This window comes from Ensifer sp. KUDG1 (assembly GCF_050434285.1).
Lineage (GTDB): Bacteria > Pseudomonadota > Alphaproteobacteria > Rhizobiales > Rhizobiaceae > Ensifer.
Genome location: NZ_JBNDIG010000013.1, coordinates 71048 through 89412, shown reverse-complemented (window position 1 = coordinate 89412; position 18365 = coordinate 71048). Strand labels below are relative to the sequence as shown.

The 18365-nt window shown below is 63.3% G+C and carries 16 protein-coding genes; 12 read left to right on the top strand and 4 right to left on the bottom strand.

Features of this window, described 5'->3' with window-relative positions; translation table 11 throughout:
• The first annotated feature begins 96 nt into the window (after window positions 1-96).
• The 3 genes from M2267_RS26990 (at window position 97) to M2267_RS26980 (ending at window position 4122) form a co-directional block, all read left to right on the top strand.
• Entirely contained in the window at window positions 97-708 is a 612-nt protein-coding gene (locus M2267_RS26990) for a glutathione S-transferase family protein (protein WP_429118861.1), read from the top strand.
• 58 nt (window positions 709-766) lie between these two features.
• Entirely contained in the window at window positions 767-2833 is a 2067-nt protein-coding gene (locus tag M2267_RS26985) for a pyridoxamine 5'-phosphate oxidase family protein (protein ID WP_429118859.1), read from the top strand.
• A gap of 68 nt (window positions 2834-2901) precedes the next feature.
• Window positions 2902-4122 carry an adenylate/guanylate cyclase domain-containing protein gene (locus M2267_RS26980; RefSeq protein ID WP_429118856.1) on the top strand — a complete coding sequence of 407 codons (1221 nt, stop codon included), beginning with the start codon at window positions 2902-2904 and terminating at the stop codon, window positions 4120-4122.
• A 10-nt stretch (window positions 4123-4132) separates the two neighbouring features.
• Here M2267_RS26980 and M2267_RS26975 read toward each other — a convergent pair whose 3' ends face one another.
• The gene (locus M2267_RS26975) at window positions 4133-4426 is read right to left on the bottom strand and encodes a DUF6074 family protein (protein WP_429118854.1); all 294 of its coding nucleotides are present in this window, start codon (window positions 4424-4426) and stop codon (window positions 4133-4135) included.
• A 337-nt stretch (window positions 4427-4763) separates the two neighbouring features.
• Here M2267_RS26975 and M2267_RS26970 point away from each other — a divergent pair, with 337 nt between their 5' ends.
• The 9 genes from M2267_RS26970 (at window position 4764) to M2267_RS26930 (ending at window position 14026) form a co-directional block, all read left to right on the top strand.
• Window positions 4764-6482: an ABC transporter ATP-binding protein gene (locus M2267_RS26970; RefSeq protein WP_429118851.1), complete on the top strand. Its 1719-nt coding sequence runs from the start codon at window positions 4764-4766 to the stop codon at window positions 6480-6482.
• Between the two features lie 97 nt (window positions 6483-6579).
• Window positions 6580-8142: a D-aminopeptidase gene (locus M2267_RS26965; protein WP_429118849.1), complete on the top strand. Its 1563-nt coding sequence runs from the start codon at window positions 6580-6582 to the stop codon at window positions 8140-8142.
• Between the two features lie 73 nt (window positions 8143-8215).
• The gene (locus M2267_RS26960; protein ID WP_429118847.1) at window positions 8216-9001 is read left to right on the top strand and encodes a pseudouridine synthase; all 786 of its coding nucleotides are present in this window, start codon (window positions 8216-8218) and stop codon (window positions 8999-9001) included.
• 229 nt (window positions 9002-9230) lie between these two features.
• A complete protein-coding gene (locus tag M2267_RS26955; protein ID WP_034787709.1) occupies window positions 9231-10208 on the top strand; it encodes a tripartite tricarboxylate transporter substrate-binding protein in 978 nt (325 codons plus the stop codon).
• 205 nt (window positions 10209-10413) lie between these two features.
• Window positions 10414-10875 (top strand): tripartite tricarboxylate transporter TctB family protein, encoded by a 462-nt coding sequence (locus M2267_RS26950; RefSeq protein WP_043615217.1) that lies wholly within the window; start codon window positions 10414-10416, stop codon window positions 10873-10875.
• A gap of 10 nt (window positions 10876-10885) precedes the next feature.
• Window positions 10886-12391 carry a tripartite tricarboxylate transporter permease gene (locus M2267_RS26945; protein ID WP_402324654.1) on the top strand — a complete coding sequence of 502 codons (1506 nt, stop codon included), beginning with the start codon at window positions 10886-10888 and terminating at the stop codon, window positions 12389-12391.
• Between the two features lie 180 nt (window positions 12392-12571).
• The gene (locus tag M2267_RS26940) at window positions 12572-12967 is read left to right on the top strand and encodes a hypothetical protein (protein WP_429118844.1); all 396 of its coding nucleotides are present in this window, start codon (window positions 12572-12574) and stop codon (window positions 12965-12967) included.
• A gap of 89 nt (window positions 12968-13056) precedes the next feature.
• Complete coding sequence (locus M2267_RS26935; protein WP_429118842.1) at window positions 13057-13755, top strand: helix-turn-helix domain-containing protein; 699 nt, start codon at window positions 13057-13059, stop codon at window positions 13753-13755.
• A 55-nt stretch (window positions 13756-13810) separates the two neighbouring features.
• Complete coding sequence (locus M2267_RS26930; protein WP_043615210.1) at window positions 13811-14026, top strand: hypothetical protein; 216 nt, start codon at window positions 13811-13813, stop codon at window positions 14024-14026.
• A 42-nt stretch (window positions 14027-14068) separates the two neighbouring features.
• On the opposite strand, the gene M2267_RS26925 is transcribed toward M2267_RS26930, so the two are convergent.
• From M2267_RS26925 to repB, 3 genes are all read right to left on the bottom strand, one after another.
• The gene (locus M2267_RS26925; RefSeq protein ID WP_429118839.1) at window positions 14069-15232 is read right to left on the bottom strand and encodes an RHE_PE00001 family protein; all 1164 of its coding nucleotides are present in this window, start codon (window positions 15230-15232) and stop codon (window positions 14069-14071) included.
• A gap of 708 nt (window positions 15233-15940) precedes the next feature.
• On the bottom strand, window positions 15941-17209 hold the full coding sequence (gene repC / locus M2267_RS26920) for a plasmid replication protein RepC (RefSeq protein WP_429119019.1): 1269 nt from the start codon (window positions 17207-17209) through the stop codon (window positions 15941-15943).
• Window positions 17210-17363: 154 nt separating this feature from the next.
• Window positions 17364-18365: a plasmid partitioning protein RepB gene (gene repB / locus M2267_RS26915; RefSeq protein ID WP_429118836.1), complete on the bottom strand. Its 1002-nt coding sequence runs from the start codon at window positions 18363-18365 to the stop codon at window positions 17364-17366.

Sequence of the window (18365 nt, the reverse complement as noted above, 5' to 3'; positions counted from 1 at the left end):
CGAAATTTGGAAAGTCATAGATTGATCCTCGAAGGCGGTTCATTCCGGGTCGCCGGAGAGCCGTGACGGTTCTCAAGCTCTTCGAGGACATTTTCCATGAAACTCTATCGCCACCCGCTCTCCGGCCACTCGCACCGGGCGCAGCTTTTCCTGTCGCTGCTCGGCGTGCCGCACGAGCTGATCGACGTCGATCTCAAGGCGCGGGCACACAAGGCGCCGGATTTCCTGGCGCTCAATCCCTTCGGCCAGGTGCCGGTGCTGGACGACGAGGGCATTGTCATCGCCGACTCAAACGCCATCCTCGTCTACCTCGCCAAGAAGCTCGGCCGCATCGACTGGCTGCCGGAAGATCCGGCCGCAGCGGCCAAGGTGCAGAAATGGCTCTCGGTTGCCGCCGGCGACATCGCCTTCGGTCCGGCAGCCGCGCGTCTCGTCACCGTCTTCGGCGCCAATCTGGATGCAGAAGGGGCGATCTCCAGGGCCTACCGGGTGCTTGCACAGATCGATGCCGAGCTTGCCGGCCACGACTTCCTCGTGGGCGCAAGGCCGACCATCGCCGACGTCGCCCTCTACAGCTACGTATCCGCTGCTCCAGAAGGCAACGTCGATCTTACCGACTATGCCCATGTCCGCGCCTGGCTTTCGCGTATTGAGCGCCTGCCCGGTTTCGTCAGCTTCCAGAAGACCGCGGTCGGCCTCGCGGCCTGATCCAACCTCCCGGGGCGGCAGCGCTGCCCCGGTCCCCTTGCAACCGGGACACCCCACCATGCCGGACAACGCACAGCAGAAAAAACCGGATTCGCCCTGGCACGAAGGCGAACTCGCCATCCAGCGCAGCCTCGGCGTCGCCGAGCGCATGGATGCGACCGGGCGCAATTTCGTGCGCAGTTTCATGCCGGAGCAGCACCAGCAATTCTTCCCGATGCTGCCCTTCGCCATGTTCGGGGCAGTCGATGCGAGCGGCGATGTCTGGGCGACGATGCGCGCCGCAGCCCCCGGTTTCATGCAGGCGCCGGATGCCTGGAACCTCGACATCCAGTTGCCGCGCGACCCGGACGATCCGGCCGATGCCGGCATGGACGACGCGCACTCCATCGGCATGCTCGGCATTCAGCTCGAGACCCGGCGCCGGAACCGGCTGAACGGCGCGATCCAACGCGATGGCGACGACGGCTTCACGCTCCGCGTCCGGCAGAGCTTCGGCAACTGCCCGCAATATATCCAGCTTCGCCAGTTCACCTTCGTTCGAGACCCACGCCAGTCGGCATCGGTGCGCCCGGTACATGGTGACGCGCTCGACGCCCGCGCCCGTGCGGTCATCGCCAAGGCCGACACCTTTTTTGTCGCCTCCTATGTCGATCGCGACAGTGGCGAGCGCCAGGTCGACGTCTCGCATCGCGGTGGCAAGGCGGGTTTCGTACAGATCGGCGAGGATGGCGTGCTGACGATCCCGGACTTCTCCGGAAACCTGTTCTTCAACACGCTTGGCAATTTCATGCTCAATCCGCGCGCCGGCCTGCTGTTCGTCGATTTTGCGACCGGCGACATGCTGCAGATGACCGGCAGCGCCGAAGTCATCCTGTCCTCCCCGGAGATCGCGGCATTCCAAGGAGCTGAGCGGCTCTGGCGCTTCCGGCCGGAGAAGGTCATCTACCGCGAGGACGGCCTGCCGCTTCGCTGGGCCTTCGAGGAGGGCGGCTGGTCTCCAAGCCTCACGTCCACCGGCGACTGGGACCAGGCGAAGGTCCGGCTAGAGGCCGCGGCCCTTGCCGATGCGTGGCGCCCGTTCCGGATTGCCCGCGTCGAGGACGAGAGCACGACGATCCGCTCGCTCTACCTCGAACCGGATGACGGCGTCGGGCTCATGGCCCACCAGGCCGGCCAGCACCTACCGATCCGCATCAAGGTCGAAGACGGCGAAAGACCGCTCGTCAGAAGCTATACGCTGTCCTCGGCACCGACGGATGGTCTCTACCGCATCAGCGTCAAGAAGGACGGCGTGGCTTCCCGGCAGCTACATGGGCTGAAACCGGGAGACCGGATCGAGGCGCGTGCGCCTGCCGGCAGCTTCACCATCGACGGAACCGAGCGGCGTCCGGCCGTGTTGATCGGCGCCGGCGTCGGCATCACGCCGATCCTTGCCATGCTGAAGCACGTTGTCGCTGAAAGCCGCCGCAAGCGGCGCACGCGCCCGACCTGGGTCTTCCATGCCGCCCGCTCGCTGGAAGAACGCGCCTTCGATCGGGAGATCGCCGATCTCGTCGCGAAAGGCGAGGGCAACATCCGCCTGGTGCGGGCGCTGAGCCAGCCGGCAACGGCCATCGAAAGTCAGGACTATGACATCGCCGGTCGCATCGACCTCACCCATCTCAAGGCCACCCTGCCCTTCGACGACTACGATTTCTATCTCTGCGGCCCGGCCGCCTTCACCCAGTCGCTCTATGACGGTCTGCGGGCGCTCAACATCGCCGATGCCCGCATCCATGCGGAGGCCTTCGGGCTGTCGTCGCTGACCCGGCGGCCGGACGGCGGTTCTGCCCCCGCGATGGAGCCGGCGGCGAGCGCCCCCGTTCACGTCGTCTTTGCCAAGTCGAGCAAGGAGGCGCGCTGGCAGCCGGGCGAAGGCACGCTGCTTGATCTCGCGGAGGCACGCGGTCTCAACCCGGACTACGGCTGCCGCAACGGCAGTTGCGGCACCTGCCGGACGCCGGTGCTGGAGGGCAGGGTAACCTATCCCTCGCAGCCTTCCTTCCCGGTCGCCGAAGACGAAGCGCTCATCTGTTGCGCGGTTCCGGCGGAAAGCGAGGCGGGCAAACTGCATCTTTCGCTCTGAGCCCTGGTTCGGCTATGGATGATGCACCACATCATCAGGCAGTCGACCTCGGCCGAGCGGGATGCGCCATGAACGACCAACAGCTACGCGATATCGTGCTCTGGCTTTCAGAACAGGGCCTGAAGGGACTGGACGAGCCGGAGCTGTTTGCCGGCTTCTGCGAGCAATGTCGGGCAGCTGGTCTCGACCTTGCCCGCGCGCTCGGGCTGATCGACACGCTGCACCCCGAATTCGAGGGGCGCGCCTTCCAGTGGAACGATGAAAGCGACATCACCCCGGAAGTCATCCAGTACGGCTCGACGACCACGGGTGAGGCGCTGCTGAACTGGCAGAACTCGATCTTCTACCACATGCTGCGCGACCGAACCGCCGAGCGCCGCATCCGGCTTTCAGCCGACGAAGGCACCACCTACAACATACTGGACAAGCTGAAGGGTGAGGGCCACACCGACTGCGTCAGCATGATCCACCACTTCACCGACCAGGGCCGTGTCGGCGAGATGGACTGTTTCTATTCCTATTGGACGACGCGGAGCGACGGCGGCTTCAGCGAGGATGACATCGCAGCGCTTAGGATCCTGTTGCCGACGCTTGCGCTGGCGGTGAAGGCCGGCTCCTGCGTTCGCATCATCAGCACGCTTGCCGACGTTTACCTCGGCGCCGATGCCGGCCAGCGCGTCGTCAAGGGCAGCATTGCCCGCGGTTCGGCCGAACGCATCGAAACGGTCATGTGGTTTTCCGACCTGCGCGGCTATACGCGCATCTCCGACACCGCCGCCCCCGACGAGATCATTCCGCTTCTCAACGATTATTCAGGAACCGTGATCACCGCCATTCACGACCATGGCGGCAGCGTGCTGAAGCTGATCGGCGACGGTGTACTGGCGATCTTCAATGCCGACGATCCGGGGACCGCCTGCGCCAACGCAATCGCCGCCGAACGGCAGCTGCGCCGTATGCTTGCGGAACTCGACGCCCGCCGGCAGGTTGATGGCAAGCCGACCACAGAGGTCTATCTCGGGCTCCACATCGGCGAAGTCTTCTACGGCAATATCGGCAGCCAGACCCGCCTCGATTTCACCGTGGTCGGCCCGGCGGTCAATGAGGTGAGCCGCATTGCCTCGATGTGCCGTTCGGTCGAGCGGCACATGATCATGTCGTCTGATTTCGTCGAAGCCTGCCCGCCGGATGAACGGGTCCACGCCGTCTCGCTCGGCCGCTTCGCGTTGCGCGGTATCGCCAGAGCAAAAGAGCTCTTTACCTGGGATCCGGAATTGCCGGTGGCCTGAGCCGCGGCAGCTACTGGCTCATTGCGCCTGCGGAAAGGCGCGAGAGGTGGCGATGCTGCAGCTCGACCTGGACCTCGTCCTGGAAGTCCATCACCTGACGGCGGACTTCGTCTTCCGAGCAGCCGCAGGCAAAAAGCTCGTCCGCTAGAGCGCGGCAGCGGCGGCGCCAGAATTGCAGCGCCTCGGCACCGTGCAGTTCTTCAAGCTCGGCGGCAGCACTGCGAATGGCATGCAATCTCCTGACCACGGGAAACGGAACAATGGTGTTGGTTTCCGTGGCTTCCACTGATTGATTGCCTGCCATCGTCTCGTTTGCCCCCTGGACTTCGTGCGCTCACTCGAACGCACAAAGACGCCCTACGCGTTTCGGTATCGAACAATCGCTCCGCCTCCGGTGTCCCCAATCGAAGGCGAATTGTTCTGCTGATTCCATTTCTACGAAGCCTATGGTTAACGTTTCCTTCCCACTGGTGCCGAAGTGAACCGATTGCGTCTCGCAGGTGCAAGAGACATCTGTTGCGTCACGTGCCCGACACGCTTTCGCGCTTTTCTGGGTTGGTTTCGATCCAAAAACATGACATTGACAATCATCTTTCTATCAGCGCCCCACGGCGCCCCCCGCCCCCAGTGAGTGCACGTGCATGCTGAAGCGTTTCTTCGCGTTCTACCGCCCCTATAGCGGCCTGTTCATTCTCGACTTCTCCTGCGCCGTGCTCTCGGGCCTGCTCGAACTCGGCTTTCCGATTGCGGTGAAGCTGTTCGTCGACCAGCTGTTGCCGAGCCAGGAGTGGACGCTAATCCTGCTGTCCTCAGTGGGGCTGCTGATCGTCTACCTGCTCAACACCGGCCTGATGGCGACCGTCACCTATTGGGGCCACATGCTCGGCATCAATATCGAGACGGACATGCGGCGCATGGCCTTCGACCATCTGCAAAAATTGTCCTTCTCGTTCTTCGACAACCAGAAGACCGGCCATCTCGTCGGAAGGCTGACCAAGGATCTGGAAGAAATCGGCGAAGTCGCGCATCACGGGCCGGAAGACCTGTTCATTGCGATCATGACCTTCATCGGCGCGCTGATCCTGATGCTGATGGTGCATTGGCAGCTGGCGCTGATCACCGCCGCCGTCGTGCCGCTGACGGCCTGGGTGACCAGCCGCTACGGCGGGCGCATGACCCGGAATTTCCGCAACCTCTACGGCCGGATCGGAGACTTCAACGCGCGTATCGAGGAAAATGTCGGCGGCATGCGCGTGGTTCAGGCCTTTGCCAACGAGGAGCACGAGCGCAGCCTGTTCGAGACCGACAACCAGAACTATCGCCGCACTAAGCTCGAGGCCTATCGTATCATGGCGGCGAGCACGTCGCTCAGCTACATGAGCATGCGGCTGACGCAGCTGATCGTGATGATCACCGGATGCTACTTCGTGCTGACGGGCGAGCTGACCAATGGCGGTTTCGTCAGCTTCCTGCTTCTCGTTGGCGTCTTCTTCCGCCCGGTCGAGAAGATCAACTCGGTCATCGAAACCTATCCGAAGGGCATCGCCGGCTTCAAGCGCTTCCTCGAACTGATGGAAACCGAGCCTGATATCGAGGATCGCCCCGGAGCGACCGACGTCGCTGATCTCAAGGGCGACATCACCTACAGCAATGTCTCGTTCGGCTACAGCGCCGAAAAGCCGATCATCCAGAACATCGACCTGACGATCCATGCCGGCGAGACGATCGCTTTCGTCGGCCCCTCGGGCGCCGGCAAGACGACGATCTGCTCGCTGCTGCCGCGCTTCTATGAGGTCAGCGACGGCTCGATCACCGTCGACGGGACCGATATCCGCGACATTACCCTGTCGTCGCTGCGCGGCCAGATCGGCATCGTTCAGCAGGATGTCTTCCTCTTTGCCGGCACTATCCGCGACAACATCGCCTATGGGCGGCTCGGCGCGAGCGAAGCCGACATCCTGGACGCGGCGCGGCGCGCCCGGCTCGACGGCATGATTGCCGCCCTGCCCGAGGGCATGGACACGGTGATCGGCGAACGCGGCGTCAAGCTTTCCGGCGGGCAGAAGCAGCGGCTGGCAATCGCCCGCATGTTCCTGAAAAACCCGGCGATCCTCATTCTCGACGAGGCCACCTCGGCGCTCGACACGGAAACCGAGAGAGCCATCCAGCAGTCTCTCGCCGAGCTTTCCAAGGGGCGCACGACGCTGATCATCGCGCATCGGCTGGCGACGATCCGCGATGCCGACCGCATCGTCGTCGTCGACGGCAGCGGCATTCGCGAGCAGGGGCCGCATGCGACGCTGCTGGCCGCCAAGGGCGCGTATAGCCGGCTCTATCACGCCCAGGCCAGCGCCGGCTGAGGAGAGCGGTCAGCGCGGCATTGCAAGTGCCCGGAGGGGGCGGTACGAACGAAGGCAGACACCACCCTGCCCTTCGTCGGACCGATCCTTCAGCGCCATGACCACTTTTGAACTCTCCGCCCTCGAACGCGCCTTAAAGGCCCTGCCCCAGCACTATCCGGGTCCCGGAGGCGTCGCCGGCGTGGTCCGGGATGGCCAGGTGATCCTCAGCCACAGCTGGGGCTATGCGGACCTTACCGCCCGCAGGCCGATGACGGCGACGACCCGCGTACCGATCTGCTCGATCACCAAGCAGATGACCTGCGCCGTGCTTCTGGACGCCGTCGGCGAACCGGCGACGCTCGACCGCGCGCTCGATGCCTACCTGCCTCTGCTTGAAGGCAGGCGCCCGACGGTCGCCCACCTCTGTCACAACCAGTCGGGGCTGCGCGACTACTGGGCGCTGACCGTACTGCAGGGCGCCAGGCACGACGGCGTCTTCCGCCGCGAGGACGCACGTCCCCTGCTCTCCTCCGCGCGCTCGACCCATTTCGAGCCGGGCACGCGCTACTCCTATTCGAACGGCAATTTCCGCATTCTCGCCGACCTCATCGAAGAGCATACCGGGCGCTCGATGGCCGAACTCTATCAGCACTCCGTCTTCGGCCCGGCCGACATGCGGACCGCCGCCCTCACCGCCGATACGAGCCTGCCCCCCGACGGCATCGTCGGCTACGAGGGCAACGAGACGGCCGGTTATTTCGAGGCGGTCAACAATATCTACTGGGCCGGCGATGCCGGTGTTTCCGCTTCGCTCGACGATATGCTCGCCTGGGAATGCTTCATCGACCGGACACGGAATGACGCGAACGGCCTCTATCGCCGCCTGTCCGCACCGCAGACCTATGCCGATGGCCGCCCGGCCCATTATGGGTTTGGCCTTGCGCATGAGAAGATCGGCGACATCGCCATGACCGGCCACGGCGGCGCGCTGCGCGGTTTCCGCAGCCGCCGGCTCTACGCGCCCACCGAGCGCCTTTCCGTCGTGGTGATGTTCAATCACGAGGCCGATGCCCATGCGGCCGCGACGGCGCTGATGAAGGTCGCCCTTGGCCACAGCGATGCCGAGCCCGCGACCGGCACCTGGGACGCCGACGGCACCGGCAGCTATCTCGATCCGGAAACGGGCCTTGCACTCGTTACCAGGCCGACCGGCAAATCCCGCGTCGTGCTGAGCTTCGCCACAGGCGCCGAGACGCTTGACGTCGGACCGGATGGCCGCGCGCAGTCGGCGGCCGTTGCGCTTCAAGTGGAAGGCGCCTCGCTTCACATGGAGCGCCCGCGTGAGAACCTGACGGTTCACGCCGCGCGCATCTCCGGCACCGCCAAGCCGGATATCGCTGGCCGCTACCATGCGGCAGAACTCGACGCCCATCTCGACATCGTCTCCACCAACGGCGTCTTCTATGGCGGTTTCGACGGTTCGCTTGGCTCTGGCGCCATGCACGCCATGCGGCCGCTCGCCGAAGATGTCTGGCTGCTGCGCTGCAAGCGCTCGATGGACGCGCCGGCACCGGGAGACTGGACCGTACTCGTCTCGCGTGACGCAGACGGCAAGGTGACGGGATTGACGATCGGCTGCTGGCTCGCCCGGCGGATCGACTATAGCAAGATCGGCTGACGCTCGCGCCGCCGGCTATGCTCGGCAGCGTAGCGATGCACCGCGTGACGACTGAGAACCGGAAGACCAGAACGTGAAACAGAAGCGACCGACAGCAGTCCGCGATACCGGCCGCCGCCATGCGGCCGATATGGGCAAACGCGTGACGGTCGCCCGTGCCCTTTCCAAGCTGGGGTACTGCTCGCGCACGCAGGCCGAGAAGCTCGTGCTTGAGGGCCGCGTCAGCATCAACGGGCGCAAGGCCCCCGGTCTTTCTGCATGGGTCGATGTCGACAAGGACCGTCTCGCCGTCGACGGTAAGGCCGTGCTTGCCGAAGACAAGGTATACCTGATGCTGAACAAGCCGCGCGGGCTGGTGACGACCAGGCATGACCCGGAAGGCCGGCCGACGGTCTTCGATTGCCTGAAAGACGTGGATTCCACCCATCTGTCGCCAGTCGGCCGCCTCGACAAGGCGAGCGAGGGCCTCCTGTTGTTCACCAACGACACGGTGCTTGCCCAGCGACTGCTCGACCCGGAAACCCATGTCGGCAAGGTCTACCACGTACAACTGACGGGCCAGATCGACGACGCGCAGCTCATGCAAATGGTCGCCGGTATCGACGAGGGCGGCGAGACGTTGCGGGCGGCCCGGGCCGAACGCTTGCGGGCGGGCGACCGCAACATGTGGATCGAAGTGGAGCTCGAGGAAGGTCGAAACCGCCAGATCCGCCGCATGCTCGATGCGCTCGGCTTCGAAGTCTTGCGGCTGCTGCGGGTCTCGATTGGGGCGATCGCTCTCGGTGATTTGCCGAAGGGTGCGGCGCGAGCGCTCAGCGCCGACGAAATCGCCGATCTGAGGCGACGCACCGGCCTCTAGGAAATCATGGCCGTGGCTTTCCGAAACGCGCGATGGGTGGATTTCCACCCACGCCAGCGCCGCCATGTTTCCGAATCCACCCAAAGTCCCTGCCGCCTCCCGACAAATGCGTCTGATCGCCGGGACAGGCCGTTGTCTGCATCCGGATTGCGTCTGCAAATGGGGGCACCCAGTACCGGCGTGGGAGGAAACCTTGCCGGCTGGCCATATTTCATCCGGGAGGAAGAAGATGAAAACCCTCAATGCATTGCTCGGCGCCGTCGCCGCCCTTTCTATTTTTGCCGTTTCCGCCAACGCACAGACCTATCCCGAGCGTTCGATCACCATGGTCGTGCCCTTCTCCGCCGGTGGCCCGACGGATACGGTTGCGCGTCTGGTTGCCGAATCCATGTCGAAGGATCTCGGCCAGCAGATCATCGTCGAGAACGTTGGCGGCGCCGGCGGCACGCTTGGCGCAGGTCGCGTCGCCCAGGCCGATCCGGACGGCTATACCGTTCTGCTCCACCACATCGGCATGGCGACCAGCGCAACGCTCTACCGCAAGCTCGCCTATGACACGCTGAACGCCTTCGAATATGTCGGCCTCGTCACCGAGGTGCCGATGACGATCGTTGCCCGCAAGGACCTCGAGCCGACCGACCTCAAGGGTCTCGTCGAATATGTAAAGGCGAACAAGGATACGGTTACCGTCGCCAACGCCGGCATCGGCGCCGCCTCGCACCTTTGCGGCATGATGTTCATGAGCGCCATCGAAACGCCGCTGACCACCGTTCCCTACAAGGGCACCGGCCCGGCGATGACCGACCTTCTCGGCGGCCAGGTCGATATCATGTGCGACCAGACGACCAACACCACCAAGCAGATCCAGGGCGGCACGATCAAGGCTTACGCCGTCACCTCGCCGGAACGCCTCAAGGTCTTCCCGGACCTGCCGACGACCACCGAAGGTGGCCTGCCGAACCTGCAGGTCGGCATCTGGCACGGCGTCTACGCGCCGAAGGGTACACCGGCTGAAGTGACCGAGCGCCTGTCGAAGTCGCTGCAGGTCGCGCTCAAGGATCCGAACGTGGTTGCCCGCTTCGGCGAACTCGGCACCGAGCCGTCTTCGGACGCCGATGCCACGCCGGCCGCACTGAAGACCAAGCTCGAAGGCGAAATCGCCCGCTGGAAGCCGGTCATCGAAGCCGCCGGCCAGTACGCCGACTAATCCGTCGCTCATCGCGCCGCGCTCTCGAGCCATCTCGGGGCGCGGCGGTTCTGACATGGGCATCCGGCGGATGTCCGTCAACACTGGTTGACAGCTGTCAACACAGCATTGCCCAATGTGCGAACCCGGCGCGAGCCGGCTATGCCAATGCGGGAGGCCGTCGACGCCTCGGCCCGGCTACCCTGCGAAAACAAATGGGGACACGATGAAATCACTCTCCTTCGATAGCACCAATGCGCTCTGCGGCGGGATCCTGACCGCGGTCGGCCTGTTCTTCGCCTGGCAGGCCTTCAACCTCGAGCTCGGCACGGCCTTCCGCATGGGGCCCGGCTATTTCCCGCTCGTGCTCGCGATCATCCTGACGCTGCTTGGCATCGTGATCCTCGTACAGTCCACCCGCGTCCAGGGGGAACCGATCGGCGCGATCGCGCTGCGTGGCATGCTCTTCATCTTGCCGGCACCGGTCTTCTTCGGCCTCACGGTCCGCGGCCTCGGCTTCGTGCCGTCGCTGTTCTTCACGGCACTCATTGCCTGCTTTGCCTCTGGCCGCATGACCCCGCTCATGGCTTTGGCGCTCTCCGCAGTGCTCACGGCCTTCTCCGTCGCCGTGTTCAGCTATGGTCTCGGCCTGCCCTTCCAGCGCTTCGGCCCCTGGGTCCAGTTCTAGGAGACGCGCAATGGAACTTTTCAACAATCTCGCGCTCGGCTTTGTGACCGCCGGTTCGCCCGCCAACCTGCTCTTCTGCCTGATCGGCGTGCTTCTCGGCACCCTGATCGGCGTGCTTCCCGGCATCGGCGCCACCGCAACCATCGCCATGCTCCTGCCGATCACCTTCCAGCTCGAGCCGGTTTCCTCGCTGATCATGCTCGCCGGTATCTACTACGGCGCGCAATATGGCGGTTCGACCACGGCAATCCTGATCAACATGCCGGGCGAATCCTCGTCGGCCGTCACTGCGATCGACGGCTACCAGATGGCCCGCAAAGGGCGAGCGGGCGCGGCCCTTGCGATCGCAGCCCTTGGCTCATTCTTCGCCGGCACCGTCTCCACGTTCCTGGTCGCGGTCTTCGCACCACCACTGACGGAAATCGCGCTGCAGTTCGGCGCCGCCGAGTACTTTTCGCTGATGATCGTCGGTCTCGTCTCGTCGATCGCGCTCGCGCACGGGTCGATCGTCAAGGCGCTGGCCATGGTCGCCCTCGGCCTTTTGCTTGGGCTTGTCGGCACGGATATCTACTCCGGCACGCCGCGCTTTACCCTCGGCATCCGGGAATATGCCGACGGACTGAACTTCGTGGCCCTCGCCGTCGGCGTCTTCGGGATCGCCGAGATCCTGCGCAACCTTGAAAACGAAAGCACCCGCGAGGTGCTGATGGCCAAGGTCACGGACCTGATGCCGACCAAGGACGATTTCAAGCGCATGTTCGCGCCCGTCGTGCGCGGTACCATCATCGGCTCGGCGCTCGGCATCCTGCCCGGCGGCGGCGCGATCCTCGCCGCCTTTGCGTCCTACACCGTGGAGAAACGCGTCTCGGACCATCCCGAGGAGTTCGGCCACGGCGCCATCGCCGGCGTTGCCGGTCCGGAAAGCGCCAACAACGCCGGCGCGCAGACGTCGTTCATTCCGCTCCTGACCCTCGGCATCCCCGCCAACCCGGTCATGGCGCTGATGATCGGTGCGATGATCATCCAGGGCATCGTGCCCGGACCGAACGTTGCCACCGAGCAGCCGGCCCTCTTCTGGGGTATCATCGCCTCGATGTGGATCGGCAACCTGATGCTGGTGGTTCTGAACCTTCCGTTGATCGGGCTTTGGGTGAAGCTGCTCAAGATCCCCTACTACGTCTTGTTCCCGATCATCATGGCCTTCTGCTCGATCGGGGTCTACAGCGTCAACTCCAACGTCTACGACCTCTATGCTGTCGCCTTCTTCGGCCTGGTCGGCTACCTGCTGCTGAAGCTGCGCTGCGAACCGGCGCCGCTGCTGCTCGGCTTCGTGCTCGGCCCACTGCTCGAAGAAAACCTTCGTCGGGCCATGATCCTGTCGCGCGGCGACCCGACGACCTTCGTCACCCGGCCGATCAGCGCCATCCTGCTTCTGATTGCGGCTCTGGTGCTCGTCGTCGTGTTCCTGCCCAGCGTGAAGGCCAAGCGCCAGGAGGTCTTTGTCGAGGAGGATTGATCCTGCCCGCCAATTTTGCGACAATAGTTATATAATTCAATACTTTAATCGCCGCGCCTCCAATCGGATGCGCGGCGTTTTGCTGCCTGCGGCATTCTGCCCCTGCGCGGTTTGCCACATTGAGCTTTATCAAGCCGGTCGCCTATCTCTGCCCCATAGAAACAGGAACGAGCCGGGGCGATGACACGTCGCGAGAAAGCCAGATGGAACAATGCCGTGCGCATGCTTTGCGCCGCGGCTCTGTTCCTGCTTGGTTTTGCCCATCTCGGCCCTGCGCTCGCCGCGCGCCTGCCGGCGGCGGAACTGGCGCTTTATGCCCTGCCCGACGGATCCTTGCCCGACTTTTGCCAGACCGGTTTGGGTGATGACGGCAAGGAGCAGCCCGGTCATAAACATGTCTGCAGCGCCTGTCGGTTCTTCTGGGCGCTGCTGGCGCCGCCGGACGGTTCTCTCAGCGAACGTCTGGAGGGAAGCCGCACGCCTGCAATCCGGGTGTCGGCAGTTCAACCGACGCCGCAAGTTCACGCTCCCAATGCCCGTCCACGAGGCCCACCGCAGGTCGTCATCCGGCTTTGACCTCCGTTGACAGCTGTCAACATCCTCCTTCGACGCCGGTCGGCATCGGGGCGTCACGCCCCCTTGCCTCGGTTATGCGGACGTTTTTCATGCCAGAAACCCTGATCACCACTGCCGCGCCAGCGGCTCCTCCCCGCGCGTCCTCGATAAGGCCGCCTCGCCCGGCATCGCGCAGCCGTGTCGTCGGCGAAAACCTGACCCTGCTCTATGAGGGCGGGCGCAACCGCGCGCTCTACCGTGTCGTTGACGGCTGCGTCGTGCTTTCGCAACTCCTCGACGATGGTCGCCGACAGATCACCGACGTGCTCGGACCGGGCCGGCTCTTCGGCTTCACCATCGACGGCCGCAACATCGCCACCGCCGAAACGCTGAGCATCGCCCGTATCGAACCCTTGGGTGATGCGGATCTCAACGCAACCAATCCGGCCGTTGCGAGCGAGCTGAAGACGACGCTTCATCGGATGCAGATTCATGCCACGCTGCTTGGCCGCAAGACCGCCAGCGAGAAAGTCGCCAGTGCATTGGTGGAACTGTCGCGCCTGTTCAACCGGACCGGCCGCAACGGCGCCCCTGCCCGGTTGAGCTTCCACCTGCACCTGACCCGCGCCGACCTTGCGGACTGGCTCGGTCTTACCGTCGAAACGGTGAGCCGCTGTCTCAATCGCTTCAAGCGCGAAGGCCTGATCGACTTCAGCCACCCGAAGACAATGCGCGTCCTTGATCCCGAACGCCTCGAAGCGACCGCTGGTTTCACCCGCCAACGGACCGGCGACACGACACGCCCCTGAATAAAACCCGCGCCGCCTGTCCCCCCAATGCGGCCACCTACGCAAAGGAAAAACCATGATTGCGAGACTTGTCTACCACGTGCCGGTGTTCGGCTGGATGCTGAAGGAAGCCGTGCAAGGTTCACAGACCGCCAAGGTGCTGTTTCTCGTCAACTGTGCGCTGCTCTGGCTGCTCGCCATCCTCACCTTCGGATACCCGGCAATCATCATTCCGGCCCTGACACTGGTGCCGGTAATCTTCGTTCTGCTGATCCTGATCACGATGGGCTGACGCCACCCATCCCGGCATCAAGCTTTCAGGCCTGACGCCGGCTCAAAGCACGCCCCAGCCGCGGTAGCGCCCGCGGCCGGTCATCTCGCGGATGCCAAGCTCGCGAACAAGGTTCAGCGCGCCACGCGGTGTTACGCCGACATGCTTGGCGACCAGAGCCGCCGAAACGATCGGCCGCGACAGAACCAGGTCGATCAAGGCGGGCAGGCTGCTGTTGGAACGACGATCGCGGATGCGCATGTCCATCTGGGTCTTCGCGAGCGACAGCCGGTCGAGTTCCTTGAGACCGAGATCCGCCGCCACCGTCATCGCCTCCAGGAACGCGCTCCAACGGGTCACGCCATCCTGGGACCTCCGTCGCTCATAGCGGATGGTCTTAAGCCCTGTGTTGAACGATAGCAGGTGGGAGGTGACCTTGCCTCTGGAGCGCAGGTAAGCGCCGACCAACAGTGCCCCCAGCCAATGCTGACGACGCAGGGGTTCCTTCCGGTCCCAGGCATCGAAAAGCAAGGCGGCGCCAAGACAGGGTGGCAACTGATCAGCCGCAGCTATCATCTGACGCCATTCGTCGAGACGTGCATCCTCGTCCCAATCCTCGTCGAAGAGCAGGCCGAGCTGTCCCACCGGCTCGCGCGCTGTGGCAAGCGTCGTCCGTTCGGCGACGTCCAAAGCATCCTGGTCATGGGCGTCGAGCAGGCGTTGCGAGCGAGCGATAGCCGCATCGATCGCTGCGAACTCGGCTGCCATCGGATTGCTGTCGCCTTCGTCCTCAACCTCGCGCGCCGGTTCACGGTCGACACCTGCTGCCTGACGCGTTTCGCCGCGGCCAAGCGCGAGAGCATCAAGCTCCGATGACGCGCTCTGTTCGCCCCTGAGCGTTGCAAGCCCCGGGGCGGAAAGGGCCCAACCAGGCTCGCCGAGCCAAATGCGTCGGCGGGTTCTCAGGACCGAGTGGGCGATGGTCAATTCGTGGGTCGGCGTACGGACGTCCATGTGGGCATCGTGCAGCACAAGATCCTCGACGTGAACGAGTTCGCCCGCCACCCACAGCGCTGCCGTCGCATCGAAGAAATGGCCGCGTTCGCGGTATCCGTCCTCGACGACATGACGGTTGGTGCGCTCATCCAGGCGCGCCAAGGCATCTTCGGCCGAAATCATCAGCGGGATGAGGGTTGAATGGTAGGGATCGGGAGACTGGTATCGCATTTTGAATGTAAACGGTTGCTGCGGATGTGGACCGTAACACGAGAATGGTTTCCCCCAACAGGCAGGAGACGCTTTCTCCACCGCTTGAAGACGGCAAGCTGCGCCAACTGATTGCGGTAGCTCGACGGCGGGAGCATCGGTATTCGGATGGGAATTGGCTTGTCGTGGTGCATTGCGTTGACAGCTGTCAACAGCGTTGGTCTCCTCGTTCTTCGCGTACCATACTCGCTGTCTCCTCCGGTCATGCTCGTGTTTCGCAATCACGCGGCAACGGGATCCGCCTGTCTGAAGCTTGTACGCCGTACGTTGCCTTTCGCGGCTCAGCGTTTTGAGGGGAGGGGGCGCAGCTCCAAACCGTCAACCTGTTGACAGCTGGCAACAGCCCGCTCATTTGCCACCTAAACAGTTTGGATTCTGCCGCTAGATCTGGCTGTAGTAAGGATCGCCGAAGAGGTTCAATCCTTCGCCTCGAGATCAAGAAAACTCAACCCTTGGACGGCATATCCGCGCAACGGAACAAAACGCCCTCTTCCTTTCCAAAAGAAAGAGAAACAGCAATGTTTTCTGAGGAATGGCGAGAGGCTGAAAACGATCTCAGAGGTAAGAATAACCGAGAGATGTCAACGAATCCCTGCAGCTCCAGTGTCCCGCATTTCACCGTCACAGACAAGCCACACCGTTGCTGAACGGCCCATGCCGCTTTGCTGTTCATCCGCTCATGGCAACCACTCCAGCCTGGGCTCGCAAGCGGGCCGATAGCATCGCCGAGACGGTGAATGTCTGGCTTCTCGCGCGACGCGTCAGGTCACGGAGGTAGCCTCCGGCCGAATGAATGTGCTCGGACCGTTCGAGAAGGCAGGCGAGTACCGTTGCCGTCGTTTCGGGACCAAGCACCGCGCATGCCTCATCGTAGGCCTCCGGGCTGACCCCGAGCATCGTCCTGACGACGGTTGCCGCTACGAACATGTCCCGCCAGCTGCCAATTTGCCCCGTCGGGCCATAGTCGCGGATCTGTGGGCATGCCTTCAGCACCACCGGCAGCGTGCCGACGTGATCGTGAAGGCGGGAAGGAGCGGACGACCTTTTACGGCCTGCAACAATGTCGGCATCGGCCGTGCATGACCTCTTGGTGTCAGCCAGATCCGAAAATGCCGCTTCAGCCTTTTCACAAGCGATTTCAGATTCAGATTGATAATCGGATTCTGAATTCTGTATGTGCCGCTCATCTTGGCGTTCATTGGCAGCCGTATTCTGCGTTTTCAGCAGGTTTTCCAGATAATTAGTCAGATTGTCGCGGAGTGCCGACAAAACGGCAAGCGCGCGCTCCACTTCGGTGATGAGCGGCTTGCGCGACAGTGCCGTGTAGATGGTCTGGCACCGGGTTTCGGCTTCTTCCGCTTGGGGAACATCGGACTGGCGCAGGAGCTCGACAAGCTTGACGACGTCGCGCCGGCAAAGGCTGAGACGTTCGCGCATTACCTGCAGGTATCGACGGTCCGCTTCCAGCCGGGCGGCCTCTGCCGCGAACTCAGACGCGCGTGCGAGCATCGGTGCGAGATCGAAGCCAAAGGCCTGGCCGATCGCGCCCTTGCGGTCACGGCGTGCATAACGCTTTCCGTTTGGGCTGTCGCGCCTGAGGATAAGGCCAGCCTCGACAAGAGCCGTCAGATGCCGCCTCAGCGTCGTTTCGGCCATGCCGTGCGTGCGGAGCGAAAGCTGCGCATTCGACGGAAACACGACGAGGCCGGCAGCCGGGTCGAGTTCGGTCTTCGGATAAAACGACAGCAGTGCATTCAGCACCGCGAGCGAACGGTCGGAAACCCCAAGGCTTGTCTTGGCGGCACATACCGTTCGAAACAATTTCCACTTGTCGACGCTCCCGTCGTCGACGGCCGAGGCGCTGGAAAGTTGGTGTGCCAACATCCCAAGCGTCATCGACCGCCGCCCGAAGGGCGTCGTGACAATCCCACGATCCATTTTCTTCACCTTTTCCAAGGCAAAAGAAATCCGTTCGCCGAAACGACGTTGAAAACTCTTGACACCGATTCGCGGAAATGGGATTCTCTAGTTGCTACACGAGAGAAGGGTTTCCGCAGCGCTAGTCGTTCGGAAGCCTTTTTCTTTTGCTCAGTTAGTCTCCTGTTTCCTCTTGATATTCGAGGTACAGAGATTTGAGCCTCTGCCTCACGAAATCTGCAAAGCCCGGTGCCGTCTTGCTGCTGAAGGCAAGCGTTGTCTCGCTGTCCGTTTCACGGATCCGCACCGGGGTTGTGTTATCTGGCGCCAGCCATGGGATCGGACGGGCACGCGATCTGGAGGCGCTTAAGAAAGTACACAAGGCGTCGAAGCGCTGATCGCTGCCAGCCTTCTGGAATTCTCGGTTTTGCATGAAGGCGTCTGCGGCCCCCAGCTTGCCGTCTTGCGCGACGAGGTCAGCGAGTTCGAACCAGCGGCGCCGTCCAATCGATGGTGCGGGCCCGATAGCCTCGATCAGCGCAATCGGTAGCCGGCGAACAACCGAAATCATCTTCGACAGGGCGGCTTTGTCGACACCCAGCGCCGACATGATGATCTCGCGCGAAAACCCGCGATCTTCAAGGCGACTGCCAAAGAGCGACCGCTCGATGAAGGAGAGGTCGGAACGGGTGTTGTTTTCCTGTCCCTGGGAGACGACCAGTTGCTCGTCATTGAGATTGCGAACGACCGCACGAACACTGCTGCCGATGTCGCGGGCAGCAGCCAGACGGCGATGGCCATAGGCGACCTGGTAGCGCCCCTCGGCGGTCGGGTGCGGCCGAACCAGGATAGGCACCTGTTGTCCGTGCTCCCGCATCTGTTCGGCGAGGCTCGATTGGGCTTCGGCGGCGATCCCGAGGCGATCGACGATGAAGGATGCATCGATGAGCGACGGATCGAGTTCGACGACCGCTTGCCCTTCGGCGAGCTGCCGCTCGAGCTCCTGGGCACGCTCGACTTTCTGCGTGATGTTCGACAGGGACCGGGTGATGCCTCCGACCGCGGTCGGGGGGCGGGCTCCGGCCATCAGCCCGGCGATCGGGCGGTCATTGCCCCGTGCGCCGTTGGCATCGTCGATGCGCTCGTCCGATATTCCGATCAAGTTCTTGCGGGCCAT

Excerpts from the sequence above, each read along its gene's own strand:
- M2267_RS26990 (WP_429118861.1), top strand. The coding sequence starts at position 97 with ATGAAACTCTATCGCCACCCGCTCTCCGGCCACTCGCACCGGGCGCAG.
- M2267_RS26985 (WP_429118859.1), top strand. The coding sequence starts at position 767 with ATGCCGGACAACGCACAGCAGAAAAAACCGGATTCGCCCTGGCACGAA.
- M2267_RS26980 (WP_429118856.1), top strand. The coding sequence starts at position 2,902 with ATGAACGACCAACAGCTACGCGATATCGTGCTCTGGCTTTCAGAACAG.
- M2267_RS26975 (WP_429118854.1), bottom strand. The coding sequence starts at position 4,426 with ATGGCAGGCAATCAATCAGTGGAAGCCACGGAAACCAACACCATTGTT.
- M2267_RS26970 (WP_429118851.1), top strand. The coding sequence starts at position 4,764 with ATGCTGAAGCGTTTCTTCGCGTTCTACCGCCCCTATAGCGGCCTGTTC.
- M2267_RS26965 (WP_429118849.1), top strand. The coding sequence starts at position 6,580 with ATGACCACTTTTGAACTCTCCGCCCTCGAACGCGCCTTAAAGGCCCTG.
- M2267_RS26955 (WP_034787709.1), top strand. The coding sequence starts at position 9,231 with ATGAAAACCCTCAATGCATTGCTCGGCGCCGTCGCCGCCCTTTCTATT.
- M2267_RS26950 (WP_043615217.1), top strand. The coding sequence starts at position 10,414 with ATGAAATCACTCTCCTTCGATAGCACCAATGCGCTCTGCGGCGGGATC.
- M2267_RS26945 (WP_402324654.1), top strand. The coding sequence starts at position 10,886 with ATGGAACTTTTCAACAATCTCGCGCTCGGCTTTGTGACCGCCGGTTCG.
- M2267_RS26940 (WP_429118844.1), top strand. The coding sequence starts at position 12,572 with ATGACACGTCGCGAGAAAGCCAGATGGAACAATGCCGTGCGCATGCTT.
- M2267_RS26935 (WP_429118842.1), top strand. The coding sequence starts at position 13,057 with ATGCCAGAAACCCTGATCACCACTGCCGCGCCAGCGGCTCCTCCCCGC.
- M2267_RS26930 (WP_043615210.1), top strand. The coding sequence starts at position 13,811 with ATGATTGCGAGACTTGTCTACCACGTGCCGGTGTTCGGCTGGATGCTG.
- M2267_RS26925 (WP_429118839.1), bottom strand. The coding sequence starts at position 15,232 with ATGCGATACCAGTCTCCCGATCCCTACCATTCAACCCTCATCCCGCTG.
- repC (WP_429119019.1), bottom strand. The coding sequence starts at position 17,209 with ATGGATCGTGGGATTGTCACGACGCCCTTCGGGCGGCGGTCGATGACG.
- repB (WP_429118836.1), bottom strand. The coding sequence starts at position 18,365 with ATGGCCCGCAAGAACTTGATCGGAATATCGGACGAGCGCATCGACGAT.